This window comes from Streptosporangium roseum DSM 43021, assembly GCF_000024865.1.
In the GTDB taxonomy this organism is placed as follows: domain Bacteria; phylum Actinomycetota; class Actinomycetes; order Streptosporangiales; family Streptosporangiaceae; genus Streptosporangium; species Streptosporangium roseum.
The window spans coordinates 470,302-483,619 of record NC_013595.1 but is presented as its reverse complement, the minus strand read 5'-3'; the positions used below and the strand labels follow the sequence as shown (position 1 = coordinate 483,619).

Below are 13,318 nucleotides of genomic sequence, written 5' to 3'. Positions count from 1 at the left end.
AGGGCCGGAGGTCACAGCCGTCGGACACGTCGCGGGCGAGAGATCAGGCTTGCTGAGCGTGGGCGACCAGGCGGTGGGTCCACCACAGACCACAGCCGTCGAGCACGAGGCCGAGAGCCAGGCAGCCCACGCCCGCCGGGCTGCCGAACAGGAAGTGCAGCGGGCGCATGCCCAGGCCCATGGCCATCAGCAGGCCGAGGGCGGGAAGTCCTGCCAGCAGCCGGGCCGTGGCGCGAGGGCCTGCGAGCTGGGCGGCGACGTCCTGACGATGGGCCTGAGCCTCTCTGAGGGAACCGGCCACGCGGTCGACGAGGACGGACAGGCCCGCCCCGGCGGTCACGCTCACCTTCCAGCAAGCGGCCAGCCTGCTGAAAGCCTCGCCTCCTTGTTCTGGCGCCGCGGCCAGCAGCGCGGCGGGGACGTCTCCGCCGTCCCTCGCCGCGGCGATCAACGGCCGCAGCGCCACCGGATCGGGAAACTCCACGGTCGACACGGCGCGGGCCAGCGCCTCCCCTGCGGTCCGCCCGGCGGCCAGTTCGGCCGCGAGCCCCTGGCACAGCTCGATCGATGCGATCCGCCAGGCAGCCGTACGTTTGGAGGGCCGCGAACGGCCTGCGAACCTCGCGTACAGGGAACCCGGCCCGCTCCGGGGGCGATGCTCTATCCGGCACAGGCGGGCCGTCCCCGGAGCGGGCCCGGTCCACAGCCACACAGCCAGGGCGGCGAAAAGCACGGCCAGCGCTGTCATGGCAGTGCTCCCAGGGCATCCGGGGCAGAGCCCTCCGATGATCGGCGGGTCACGGCGCGGCCTTCCGGCGGCCCGCGGTAACGGTCGAGCCGGGCGGGGCCGTACGGCCTGCGCGCGACACCGGGGAAGGTGGAGAGGCCGGGGGCCCGGGCCGTGAGGGCGGGGAGGCCCGGGCCGGCGGTCACACGGCCGTCCGGGGAGAAGGTGAGGGCGGGTTCGGCATCGACCAGACCTGAGGGCCGACGGATCATCATGCAGATCTCGGCCACCCGGCGGCAGCCGCCGGCATGGTCACGGACGAGGTGGATGACGACGTCCAGCGCGGCGGCGATCTGACTGTGAACCGCCTCGCGGCTGAGACCGGCGGCGCATGCCAGGGCCTCCAGGCGAGGCGGCACATCGGCCGCGGTGTTGGCGTGGAGGGTGCCGCAACCACCTTCATGGCCGGTGTTCAGAGCGGCGAGGAGATCAACGACCTCGGCGCCTCGGACTTCGCCGACGACCAGACGGTCCGGGCGCATGCGCAGGGCCTGACGGACGAGGTCACGCAGGCACACGCCACCGGCTCCCTCAAGGTTGGCCGGACGTGACTCCAAGCGCACGACGTGAGGGTGCAGTGGTCGCAGCTCGGCTGAGTCCTCGACCAGCAGCAGCCGGTCGCCGGGATCGGCCAGGGACAGCAGGGCCGACAGCAGAGTGGTCTTCCCCGTGCCCGTGCCGCCGGTGACGAGGAAGGCGAGCCTTGACTCGATCACCGCGGTGAGCACGGGGACGGCGTCGGCCCTGATCGTGCCTGCTCCGACCAGATCGGGGAGGGTGAAGGTGCGGCGGGGCGGGAGCCGCAGGGACAGGCAGGTGCCACCGGCCGCCACGGGTGGCAGGACGGCGTGGAGCCGGACGCCTCCGGCCAGGCGGGCATCGACGTAGGGGCACGCGTCGTCCAGGCGCCTGCCGGCGGCGGAGGCAAGCCGCTGGGCGAGCCGCCGGACCGCGTCTTCGTCGGGGAACACGACCGAGGTCCGGCGCAGGCCGCGTCCGTCGTCGACCCACACCTCGCGAGGGCCGTTCACCAGCACGTCGGTGACCTCGGGCTCGGCCAGCAACGGCTCCAGCGGACCGGCTCCGATCAGGTCGGCGCACAGGACGCGGGCCACCGCCAGGATCTCCGCGTCGCCGAGCACCGCCCGCTCCGCTCGGAGGGCGACCGCGACATGCGCGGCGCTGGGCTCGACTCCGCTCCGGGCCAGCCGGACCCGGACCGCCTCCACCAGCTCGGGTGAGACCGCCGTGGCGACGCCGCCCCGGTTCAACTCTCCACCCCGAGCAGCGAGTCCAGGAACGAGGCGCAGAACCGGCCGAGCGAGGTCCGGCGGCCGAGTGGGGGGACATCACCGCGGTTGAGGGCGACGGCGAGGCGGGGTTGGTCGGGGAGGCTGCCGGCATACGGCACGCGGAGCGAGGCTGTGACCACCTCGTCGTCAAGGACGCCGCCGCGCACGACGGCGTGCACCTCTCCGGTGTGCTTGCGCAGCCCGGCGAGCACCTGGGCCGCCGCGAGCACCCCGCGCACATCGGCGGTGACGACCAGCAAGGTGGTGGAGGCCCTGCTGAGCGCCTCCACGGCAGCCTGGTCGGGGTGGCGGGGCAGGTCGACGACCACCAGATCGAAGCCTCGTCGGCCCGCTTCGAGAACCGAGCGCATCGCCTCAGCGGGGATGGGCTCGACCTCGCCGCGGTGGAAGGAGAGCAGGGTCAGCTCGGCGAAGGTGGGCAGGGCGGCCTGGAGCGCGGTGAAGCTCACCCTGCCCTCACGGGCGACCAGGTCGGACCAGCGTGCTCCGTCGGCCTCCTCCTGACCGAGAAGCAGATCCAGGCCGCCACCGAGCGGATCGGCGTCGACGAGGAGGGTGCGGAGGTGCCGCCGGGAGGCGCTCAGCGCCAGCGAGGTGGCGAGGACGCTGGCTCCGGCTCCCCCGCGTCCACCGGCGACGCAGACCACGAGTCCCGCTCTGGCCTCCGGCTCCACGACATCGGCGAACTCGTCGACCAGTTGCCGCTCGGCCGAGGGCAGCTCCAACACGGCCTGGGCACCGACCGTGACGCACTTTCGCCAGGTGTCAGGATCATCGGGAGTGCGGGTGACGAGGATGACCCGGTGCCGGGGCGGCGGTCCGGTGGCGGCCAGGGCGTCGGCCATGTCGCTGCCGACGACGACCAGCGGGGCACGGTTCCAGTGGGGCCGGGCGTGTGCGGGCACGTGCGCGACGTCAAGCTCGGCTCCGGCCGCCGCGGCGACACGGAGCAGGTCGTCAAGCAGATCATGATCCTCGGTGATGACCAGAGGGCGGTCCAAGGGTGCCTCCCTGAAGTGCGGAGGACCCACTTTCCGAGATAACCCGCCTCGGCGAGATCGCCGAACGCCGCTCTGTGGACAGCCGGAGCGGGCTGACATCACCTGTGGACAACCACTGGGCGGAAGCACCGGGAAGCAGCACCAGGTCGGGCGGCACCGGGGTCAAGTAGGGCCGGACCAAGCAGACCGGGGCCGGACCAAGCAGACCGGGGCCGGACCAAGCAGACCGGGGCCGGACCAAGCAGACCGGGGCCGGACCAAGCAGACCGGGGCCGGACCAAGCAGGGAGGAAAAAGTGGCGACCCCCGCCGGGGGGGAGAGCGGGGGTCGCCAACCGGTCCGGCTCTGGGGGGGTAGAGCCGGTCCCGTTTCAGAAGAAAGCTTTCAGCACTTCACCAGCACACAGCAAAAGGATTGCGGAGCCAGCTCGTGCACAGTCACTCCACCATGGGGAGATACCACCTCATGCTGCCCGATCAACTTGAGTTTCGTCGAGGAGTAATCTCTAATTTTCGCTAGTTTTTTCAAGGTAACGGTTGAGTCGCGACGCGACGTTCAATCAAATACGCCCCAGCACCCCACTTTTGATCACACAGAGTGACCAGAGTCACCGCCCAGGTGAGCTGATCGTCACCTCAAGGACACGGTGCGGCATATGTGGAGATTCGTCCACGAATGTCCCCCGATCTGTAAAGGTCTTGGTTTCAGGGGTTCCCATCAGCCAGGATCCGGCATAGAAAGGTTGCACGGACCAGTTGTCCGGGCACGGCCGCCGGGCACCCACGTGCCGCCGAGCCGCGGGAGGCACCGTCGTGACGGGCTTGTCCCGTCCCGAGGATTATTTGGTGCACGCTTGGTAACCCGGCTGGAAGTGCGGCAACGGCGCCCCATACCAGGGGCGCCGTTTGCTGTGCGCCACAGAGTGCGATCCCGTCTGCAGTGCGTCTCTCGGCGCGGCGCGCGCGTCCTTCCCCGCGACCTACGCGTCTTCCCCGCGGCCTACGTGCCTTCCCCGCGGCGGTGCGCCTCTCCGCTCGGCGTATGTGTTCTTCCGCGGCTGGGCGCTTTCCGCCTGGCTGGGCGCCTCTCCGTACGGTGGCACACGCCGCTCGGCTCCGTACGGTGGCACACCCCGCTCGGCCTGCGCGTCCTTCCGCGCGGCCGGTGCGCCGCTCCGCGGCACCGCCCCTCTCCGCGCGGCCGTGCCGTCCCTCCGCGCGGCATGTGCCGTCCCCCGCCCGGCGGAGGACGCTCTCGATCAACCGCGCTGCATGGCCTCACAGATCGCCGTGGCCTCCCGGACCCCGAGCGTGACCGCTGAGGCGCAGTGCCGTACCCACACCGCGACCCCGTCAGGGGTTCCACTCAGGTAGGCCTTCAGGCTCTCGGGATAGGCGGCTCCGAGTTCGAGGTGCCCCAGCTCGACGGCCGCCAGCGACTTCGGGTCCAGGCCGAACTCCACCAGCGTCAACCGCTCCGCCGCACGCGCGACCACCCCGTCCGCCGACCCGAACGGCCGCAGCACCGCCAGCTCCGCGTGCACGATGGCGGCGAGCACCAGCGCCGGCGCCTTGGAAGTCCCCGTGACCAGCTCGACCAGCCCGTCCACCCGGGCGACGGTCTCCTCCGGCCCCGGCGCGGCGCCCAGGCCGAGGAGGTCGGGCGCCTCGGCGGCGCCCCGGGGGCGCCCGAGGTGCTCGGTCAGGCCGGCGGCGGCGAGGGTGTGCAGCCTGGCCAGCACCTGGCGAGGGGCCGCGCGCCAGGTCGGGCCGAGCCGCCCCAACTCGGCCGAGACGCGCAGAGCGCCCTGGACGACGGGGTCGGTGACCTCCGGGATGGCCTCAAGCGGGACGTCCACGCCGTCCAGGGCGGCGGACGCGCGGGCACCGCGCAGGGCCGATCTGGCCGACACCTCCGGGCTCTTGCGCCGCAGCACGCGGTGCCCGTAGAGCCGGTCCACGGCCTTGCGCGCGTCGGTGACCGCCTCGGGCACTCCGGGCAGTTCGGCGATGACAGCCAATGGGTCGCTCACGCTCCCCGACCTTACCGGCCGGTCAACAAGGCCCCGAACGCACCACTGAAACGGGGGCCGGACCGCTCGGCGAACGCATACCGCCGCCTGGCGCACCGCCGTACTAAAGGGCGTGGAATAACGCCCCCTACATTCCTATGGTGTCGAAAACACAACGGTTTCGCTGCAGTTGTTAACGGGTGTTAAGACGATTGTGAGCCACTATGGCCCCCAATCACCGATTGGTACAGACCTGTCTAGACCTCTTGTGGCAAGGACCTCTGGCCTGGTGAAGTGGGACACGACCAGTCGTCTAGCAAGTACGTAAGGAGTGCGTAGTGGCCCCGGAGACCCCTGGTTCCGAGTCGCGTGAGACCCAGGAGACGTTGTCGAACCTGCTGCATGAGACCCGGCGGTTCGCACCTCCTGCCGACCTGGCCGCGGCCGCGAACGTGACCGCCGACGCCTACGCCGAGGCGGAGCAGGACCGCCTGGCGTTCTGGGAGAAGCAGGCCGATCGGCTGACCTGGTCCAAGCGCTGGGACACCACCCTCGAATGGAACCCGCCCTTCGCCAAGTGGTTCGTCGGCGGAGAGCTCAACATCGCCTACAACTGCGTCGACCGCCACGTCGAGGCCGGTCGCGGTGACAAGGTCGCCTACCACTGGGAGGGCGAGCCCGAGGGCGACAGCCGTACTCTCACCTATTCCGACCTGCAGCGCGAGGTCGCCAAGGCCGCCAACGCGCTGCAGGAGCTCGGGGTCGGCAAGGGCGACCGGGTCGCCATCTACATGCCGATGATCCCCGAGCTGCCGATCACCATGCTCGCGTGTGCCCGCATCGGCGCGATCCACTCCGTGGTGTTCGGCGGGTTCTCCGCCGCCGCCCTCAGCGGCCGGATCCAGGACGCCGACGCCAAGGTCGTGGTCACCGCCGACGGCGGCTACCGCCGGGGCGCGCCCAGCGCGCTCAAGCCGACCGTGGACGAGGCGCTCAAGGAGTGCCCGAGCATCGAGCACGTCCTGGTCGTCAGAAGGACCGGCCAGGAGGTGTCCCAGACCGAGAAGGACGTCTGGTGGCACGACATCGTGGACCGGCAGGCAGACGTCCACGAGGCGCAGCCGAACGACGCCGAGGACCCGCTCTACATCCTCTACACCAGCGGCACGACCGGCAGGCCCAAGGGCATCCTGCACACCACCGGCGGCTACCTGACCCAGGTCGCCTACACCCACCACGCGGTGTTCGACCTCAAGCCGGACACCGACGTCTACTGGTGCACCGCCGACATCGGCTGGGTGACCGGTCACTCCTACATCGTGTACGGCCCGCTGGCCAACGGCGCGACCAGTGTCATCTACGAGGGCACCCCGGACACCCCGCACCGGGGCCGGTTCTGGGAGATCGTGCAGAAGTACAAGGTCACGATCCTCTACACCGCCCCGACGGCGATCCGCACCTTCATGAAGTGGGGCGACGACATCCCCGCCAAGTACGACATGTCGTCCCTGCGCATCCTGGGCAGCGTCGGCGAGCCGATCAACCCCGAGGCCTACGTCTGGTACCGCGAGCACATCGGCAAGGACCGTGCTCCGGTGGTGGACACCTGGTGGCAGACCGAGACCGGCGGCATCATGATCAGCCCGCTGCCCGGCGTCACCTCGGGCAAGCCCGGCGCGGCCATGCGCCCGCTGCCCGGTATCAGCGCCGACGTGGTCGACGACCAGGGCAACACCGTCGGCAACGGCGGCGGCGGCTTCCTGGTGCTGCGCGAGCCGTGGCCGTCCATGCTCCGCACGATCTGGGGCGACGACCAGCGCTACATCGACACCTACTGGTCCCGCTTCGAGGGCATGTACTTCGCCGGCGACGGCGCCAAGAAGGACGAGGACGGCGACCTGTGGCTGCTGGGCCGCGTGGACGACGTCATGCTCGTCTCCGGCCACAACATCTCCACCACCGAGGTGGAGTCGGCCCTGGTCTCCCACCCGAAGGTCGCCGAGGCCGCCGTGGTCGGCGCGACCGATCCCGTGACCGGCCAGGCCATCGTGGCCTTCGTGATCCTGCGCGGCAATGCCGAGGAGGGCGCCGACATCGCCGCCGAGCTCCGCAACCACGTGGCCAAGTCCCTGGGACCGATCGCCAAGCCGCGCCAGATCCTGGTGGTCCCCGAGCTGCCGAAGACCCGCTCGGGCAAGATCATGCGACGCCTCCTGCGCGACGTGGCGGAGAACCGCAGCGTCGGCGACGTCACCACGCTGGCCGACAGCACGGTGATGAACCTCATCTCCGAGAAGCTGCCCAGCACCAAGAGCGACGACTGATCGGCGCGTAGGCACCGGCCGGAAGGCGCGGATCCCCGGTGACGGGGGCCGCGCCTTTTCCGTTGGACCGTACGAGCTTCCGGGCCGTGCGAGCCCCTGAATCACGCAGGCTTCCGAGCCCTGCGAGCCCGGCGGAAATCCCTTTTGCGGTACTTCGATAGGCTGGCGATCAGGTGTGCCGGGAAGTCTGGTCGGCCAGCGGGGGGACCGTCCCTCTCTGCATTCTCGGAGGTCCCATGCGCCGCGCCGTCGAAATCTGGCCTTTCCGCCCGTCCCTGCGATACGCCCGCCAGCTCGCCGAGGCACTCCGCGCCGAGACCGTCGGCGGCGTCGTCATGCTGCTGGCCACGGTCGCCGCCCTGGTCTGGGCCAACGTCTCCACCGACTCCTACGAGGCGCTCCGCAACGCGAGGTTCGGCCCGGACTTCCTCCACCTCGACATGGAACTCTACAAATGGGTCCAGAACGGCCTGCTCACGGTCTTCTTCTTCATCGCCGGGATCGAGGTCAAGGAGGAGTTCGTCCACGGTGAGCTCGCCCAGCTCCGTAAGGCCGCACTGCCCATCGTCGCCTCGATCGCCGGCATGGTCGTCCCCGCCCTGATCTATCTCGTGGTGAGCTGGGGCGTGCCGGGGGCGGGCCGCGGCTGGGCCATCCCCACGGCCACCGACATCGCCTTCGCCCTGGCCGTACTGGCCGTGACGGCCAGCGCGCTGCCCGCAGCGCTGCGGGCGTTCCTGCTGACCAGCGCCGTGGTGGACGACCTCGGCGCGATCACCGTCATCGCCGTCTTCTTCACCCGGAACCTGAATCTCCTGGCGCTGCTGGCCGGGGTGGCGGTCATCGCCCTGTACGGCCTGCTGCAGGCCAGGCGGGTCCGCGGCCTCTGGATCTACCTGCCGCTCGCCCTCCTGGCGTGGTATCTCGTGGAGATCAGCGGTGTTCACGCGACCGTCGCCGGGGTAGCCCTCGGCCTGATGACCCGCGTGCACAGCGGCCCAGGCGAGGAGAGCTCCCCCGCCGAACTGGCCGACCACTACATCCGCCCCTTCTCGGCGGGCTTCGCGGTGCCCGTGTTCGCCTTCGTGTCCGCGGGGGTCGTGCTCAGCGCGGGGAGTCTCGGCGCGATGGCCACCGACCGGGTGGTGCTCGGGGTGATCGCCGGCCTGGTCGTCGGTAAGTTCCTGGGCGTCTTCGGCGGGGCGTGGCTGGCCGTACGGCTCGGCTTGGCGAAACTGTCGGATGAACTGCACTGGCGGGACATGGCCGCCGTGTCGATTCTGGCCGGGATCGGGTTCACCGTTTCCCTTCTCATCGGTGACCTGGCCTACGGCGACGATCCCGGACGAGTCGACGCGGTGACCACCGGGGTGCTCCTGGCGAGCCTCACGGCCTCGGTCGTCGCGGCGGTCCTGCTCCGGGTGCGCGTGCGCAACCACCTCAGCGCGCAGGATGATGTCTGATACCGGCGCTTGATAGGAGATCGCTCATGACACTGAATCCACCCACGGAACCGCAGGAGGAGTCGCTGGGCGCACTGGTCGCCGCGGCCAGCGACCAGATCTCCACCCTGGTACGCGCAGAGATAGAACTGGCCAAGTCCGAGCTGAAGTTCGACGCCAAACGGGCCGGCGTGGCCGCCGGGCTTTTCGGCGCCGCCGCGTTCATGGCCCACCTGTGCCTGATCCTGGCCTCGTTCGCCATCGCCTACGCCCTGGTCGGGCTGGGCGTGTGGACGTGGCTGGCCTTCACGATCGTCACCGTGTTCTACCTGATCGTGGCCGGCCTGCTGGCCTTCCTCGGCGTCCGGCGGCTCAAGGGCCTGACCGGGATGAAGCGGACCCTGCGCTCGCTCAGGACCATCAAGAGCGGCGAGAGCGAGCTCAGTCTCGCAGCGCCGCCCGCGCCCCCCGGTGCGGGCCAGGTCGGCTCGCATCGTGAACCGGTGAGTCCGGGCCAGTGAGCCGTCCCGACGAGTCCCTGGTCAGGATCGAGGGCCCGTGGACCCACCGCGCGGTGCACGCCGGCGGCACCCGCTTCCACATCGTGGAAGCGGGGAAGGGCCCTCTGGTGCTGCTGCTGCACGGGTTCCCGCAGTTCTGGTGGAGCTGGCGCAACCAGCTCGTCTCCCTGCCCGCCGCGGGCTACCGCGCCGTCGCCGTCGACCTGCGGGGCTACGGCGCCAGCGACAAGCCTCCGCGCGGCTACGACCTGCCCACCCTGGCCGGTGACGCGGCCGGGCTGATCCGGGCGCTGGGCGAGACCGGTGCGATCGTCGTCGGCCACGACTGGGGCGGGCTGCTGGCCTGGACGATGTCCGTGCTGGACCCCAAGGCGGTCCTGCGGCTGGTCCCGGTCTCGGCGCCGCATCCGCTCAGGCTCCGCTCCGCGCTGTTCGGCGACCCGTTCGGTCAGCTCAGGGCGAGTTCCTACGCCCTGGGGTTCCAGTTGCCGTTCCTGCCCGAACGCCGCCTGACCGCCAACGACGGCGCGATGGTGGGACGGCTGCTGGATCGGTGGTCCGGGCCGAGCTGGCCGGAGGAGGAGGTGGCGAAGACCTATCGTGACGTCTTCCGCATCCCCACCGTCTCCCACTGCGCGCTGGAGTATCACCGCTGGTTCGCCCGCTCCCAGCTCCGTCCCGACGGGCTGCGCTACGCCAGGAGGATGCGGAGCGAGATCGACGCGCCCACGCTGCAGTTGCACGGCGCGCTCGACAGGCACGTCCTGCCCCGCACCGCCCAGGGCTCCGGCCGCTATGTGGCCGCCCCCTACCGGTGGCGGCTGATCGAGGGCGCAGGCCACTTCCCGCACGAGGAGCGCCCGGAGGAGTTCGACGCCGAGCTCATCGGCTGGCTGTCCGACCCGGAGCCCGACCGATGACCGCGGGGGACCGGGATCCGGACGGAGGCGTTCACAGCCCATGACCACGAAAGACCGGGATCCGGACGGAGGGGTCCACAGCCCATGACCACGAAAGACCGGGATCCGGACGGAGATGTTCACAGCCCATGACCGCGAGAGACCGGGATCCGGACGGAAGGCCCCGTAACCAGCGTCCTCGGGACGCGTTCGGACGGCCGCTGCCCCACGGGGCGGAGGGCGTGGAGCGCGTCCCGGACGACTACGCGCCGAGCGCGGAGGAGGCCCTCGCCGAGGCGCGACGGCTGCTCGGCGAGAGCCGGCCGTTCCACGCCCATGAGGTGCTGGAGGGCCGGTGGAAGACCGCTCCGGAGGAGGAGCGGGAGCTCTGGCAGGGGCTGGCGCAGATCTGCGTCGGCCTCACCCACCTGCAGCGGGGCAACCGGCGCGGGGCTGCGGCGCTGTTCGCCCGGGGCGCCGGCAGGATCAGCCGGTACGGCCCGCCGTACGAGGAGATCGCCCTGACCGCCCGGGAGCTGGGCGGGGCGGGCGACCCCGACCCCGGGGCGGCCATCGCCGCGATCAGGGGCCTGCTCTAGCTGTTCTGGTCGCACTCCTGGGTGTCGACCCGGTTGAACAGCTTGGAGCCGTCTTCGGCGTCCGGTGACACCTCGGCCGCCGTCAGGACGTAGCCGGTCTCCTGCTGGTCGAGCGCGGCCGCGAAGACGACCCCGTAGACCCGGCCGTCGGGGGTGAGCAGCGGCCCGCCGGAGTTGCCCTGCCGGACCAGGCCGCGGATGGCGTAGACGTCGCGGACGACGGTCTTGCGCTCGTAGATGTTGAGCCCCCTGGCCTTCTGCTGCACCCGGATGCGGGCCGCGTTCATGGTGAAGCCCTCGCCGTGCGGGAAGCCGGCGACGATGGCGTCGTCGCCCTTCTTGGCGGTGCCGTCGAAGCGCAGGATCGGCATGTTCAGTCCGGGGACGTGGAGGATCGCGATGTCCCTGTCGGGGTTGTAGAGCACGACCTTGGCCGCGTGGGCGTTGTTGAGGTAGTCGGTGACCTGCAGCTCCTGGTCGACACCCGCGACCACGTGGGCGTTCGTCATGATCTTGTTCTGGGAGTAGACGAAGCCGGTGCCCTCGATGTGCCGGCGGCAGCTGGAGGCGACGCCCTGGACCTTGACGATGCCCCGGCGGGCCCGTGAGAGCTGCGCCCCCTTGGGCACGCTCTTGTCGGGCGGCTCGACCTCGACGAGCTGGCCGGCCCCTATGGCGTCGAACACCTTGGGGAAGCCGGAGGTGTCGATGAAGTCCTTGAAGGGCTTCTGGAAGTCCTTGGCCGCCTTCGGCATCGCCTGGTCGACGGTGCTGATCAGCAGTGACTTGTTGACCTGCTCGCTCAGCAGGGTGAACTGGGAGGAGGAGATCAGCGAGCCGATCAGCCAGGCGATGATCAGCACCGAGAACGCGCTGGCGAAGGTGCCGCCGACCGCGTCGACCACCTTGGCGGGCTCCCAGGTGACGTGGCTGCGGACCACCGCGCCGATGGTCGAGGACGCGAACTGCCCGATCGTCGCGGTCAGGAAGACGATGACGATGGCGAGCAGCGCCCGCTCGGTCTCGCCGTCGACGAAAGCGCCGGCGATCGGCGGGGCGATGAAGATGCCCAGCAGCCCACCACCGACGAATCCGACAAAGCTCAGGGCCCCGATGATGAACCCCTGGCGGTATCCCGACACCGCGAAGGCCACCATCAGGGCGATCAGGATGAGATCGAGTAGATCACCGCTCACCCCTTTACGGTATCCAGCCGCCGCCCCGCGCGTGCACCCCTTCGTGTAGGTCCATGCGGTTATCGTGGTCATATGGCAACGATCGGGGGGTCGGCGGCCGTGGAGTCTCTCATCGAGACCGCGCTGCGGGACCAGGACCACGACGGCACGATCCGCTGGCAGGCGATCGCCGTGTTGCACGCGCGAGGTGATCTGGAGACCTTCACCGCGGCCCGGCGGCTGTGCGCGGGTGAGACCGCCTCCGAGCGGATGCTCGGGGTGGACATCCTGGGCAGGCTCGGCTTCACCGACCGGAGCCTGCCGGTGCTGCGCTACCTGGCCACCAGCGAGGACGACTGCATGGTCCTCTACTCGGTGCTGATCGCCTTCGGCCATCTCAGGGACCGCCGCGCGCTGCCGTCGGTGATCGCCCTGGGCGAGCACGCCGACCCCAGGGTCAGGTACGGCGCGGCCTACGCGCTGCCGAACATCATGGGCAACCCGCCCGACCCGATGGGCCTGGCGGCTCTGCGGCGGCTGTCGAGGGACCCCGACCACGACGTGGCCGACTGGGCCCGCCTGGGCCTGGCGCTGTCAACGGGAGGCGAGGTTGAGGACGTCCGGAGGCAGATCCTCGATCCGTGACCGGTCCCAGGGGAGCTCGAAGCCCGACGCGGTGAGCACCCCGTCGAGCACCCCTGCGGTGAAGCCCCACACCAGCAGCCCGCGCACCCGGAACGCCGGGCCGGACGGGCCTTTCGGGTGGCGCAGCCTGAGCCGGTTGGCGGGATCGACGAGCTCGGAGATCGGGACGCGCTCCACCGCCTCCACCTCGTCGGGCGAGGCCGCGTGCACCACGCTGGGCGTGTGCCACCAGCCCAGCACCGGGGTGACCCGGTTGTCGCTGCGCCAGACGTACAGCTCGGGCATCGTGCCGACCACCTGGACACCGGCCGGATCGAGACCGGTCTCCTCCCGCGCCTCGCGCAGCGCGGCGGGGATCGGGCCGCCGTCCTCGGGATCCACGCCGCCGCCGGGGAAGGCGGGCTGCCCCGCGTGCCGGCGCCCGCGTGAGCTGCGCTGGATCAGCAGCACGTCGGGGCCGAGCGGCCCCTCTCCGAACAGCATCAGCACCGCCGCCGGCCGGCCGCCCGAACCCGGTGGGCGCAGCGGCGGGGGCACCGGTGTCCTCGCGACCCGTTCGGCCAGCGTCTCCAACCATCCGGGCACTTCCACGGGCACACCT

Annotated in this window: 12 protein-coding genes; 6 read left to right on the top strand and 6 right to left on the bottom strand. The window is 70.8% G+C overall.

The window, feature by feature from the left end:
• Positions 1 to 43: 43 nt before the first annotated feature.
• From SROS_RS02265 to SROS_RS02250, 4 genes are all read right to left on the bottom strand, one after another.
• Positions 44 to 748 (bottom strand): type II secretion system F family protein, encoded by a 705-nt coding sequence (locus SROS_RS02265; protein ID WP_012887253.1) that lies wholly within the window; start codon positions 746 to 748, stop codon positions 44 to 46.
• Positions 745 to 2,058, bottom strand: a complete 1,314-nt coding sequence (locus tag SROS_RS02260; protein WP_012887252.1) for a TadA family conjugal transfer-associated ATPase — start codon at positions 2,056 to 2,058, stop codon at positions 745 to 747. Before SROS_RS02260 ends, SROS_RS02265 begins: the two co-directional genes overlap by 4 nt.
• On the bottom strand, positions 2,055 to 3,101 hold the full coding sequence (ssd, locus tag SROS_RS02255) for a septum site-determining protein Ssd (protein ID WP_012887251.1): 1,047 nt from the start codon (positions 3,099 to 3,101) through the stop codon (positions 2,055 to 2,057). The genes SROS_RS02260 and ssd overlap by 4 nt, the downstream gene beginning before the upstream one ends.
• A 1,258-nt stretch (positions 3,102 to 4,359) precedes the next feature.
• Positions 4,360 to 5,133, bottom strand: coding sequence for a Fic family protein (locus SROS_RS02250; RefSeq protein WP_012887250.1), 774 nt, complete (start codon positions 5,131 to 5,133; stop codon positions 4,360 to 4,362).
• 317 nt (positions 5,134 to 5,450) lie between these two features.
• Between SROS_RS02250 and acs the strand changes: the two genes are divergently transcribed.
• The 5 genes from acs (at position 5,451) to SROS_RS02225 (ending at position 10,897) form a co-directional block, all read left to right on the top strand.
• Positions 5,451 to 7,436, top strand: a complete 1,986-nt coding sequence (gene acs / locus SROS_RS02245; protein WP_012887249.1) for an acetate--CoA ligase — start codon at positions 5,451 to 5,453, stop codon at positions 7,434 to 7,436.
• A gap of 236 nt (positions 7,437 to 7,672) precedes the next feature.
• A complete protein-coding gene (gene nhaA / locus SROS_RS02240; RefSeq protein ID WP_012887248.1) occupies positions 7,673 to 8,899 on the top strand; it encodes a Na+/H+ antiporter NhaA in 1,227 nt (408 codons plus the stop codon).
• Positions 8,900 to 8,925: 26 nt separating this feature from the next.
• Positions 8,926 to 9,399: a phage holin family protein gene (locus SROS_RS02235; protein ID WP_012887247.1), complete on the top strand. Its 474-nt coding sequence runs from the start codon at positions 8,926 to 8,928 to the stop codon at positions 9,397 to 9,399.
• Positions 9,396 to 10,319: an alpha/beta fold hydrolase gene (locus tag SROS_RS02230; RefSeq protein ID WP_012887246.1), complete on the top strand. Its 924-nt coding sequence runs from the start codon at positions 9,396 to 9,398 to the stop codon at positions 10,317 to 10,319. The genes SROS_RS02235 and SROS_RS02230 overlap by 4 nt, the downstream gene beginning before the upstream one ends.
• A gap of 128 nt (positions 10,320 to 10,447) precedes the next feature.
• A complete protein-coding gene (locus SROS_RS02225) occupies positions 10,448 to 10,897 on the top strand; it encodes a DUF309 domain-containing protein (protein WP_012887245.1) in 450 nt (149 codons plus the stop codon).
• Here SROS_RS02225 and SROS_RS02220 read toward each other — a convergent pair.
• A complete protein-coding gene (locus tag SROS_RS02220) occupies positions 10,894 to 12,093 on the bottom strand; it encodes a MarP family serine protease (protein WP_012887244.1) in 1,200 nt (399 codons plus the stop codon). The genes SROS_RS02225 and SROS_RS02220 overlap by 4 nt on opposite strands.
• Before the next feature lie 72 nt (positions 12,094 to 12,165).
• Between SROS_RS02220 and SROS_RS02215 the strand changes: the two genes are divergently transcribed.
• Positions 12,166 to 12,717, top strand: a complete 552-nt coding sequence (locus SROS_RS02215) for a HEAT repeat domain-containing protein (RefSeq protein ID WP_012887243.1) — start codon at positions 12,166 to 12,168, stop codon at positions 12,715 to 12,717.
• Here SROS_RS02215 and SROS_RS02210 read toward each other — a convergent pair.
• On the bottom strand, positions 12,667 to 13,308 hold the full coding sequence (locus tag SROS_RS02210; protein WP_012887242.1) for an NUDIX hydrolase: 642 nt from the start codon (positions 13,306 to 13,308) through the stop codon (positions 12,667 to 12,669). The two genes, SROS_RS02215 and SROS_RS02210, sit on opposite strands and share 51 nt — an antisense overlap.
• Positions 13,309 to 13,318 lie beyond the last annotated feature (10 nt).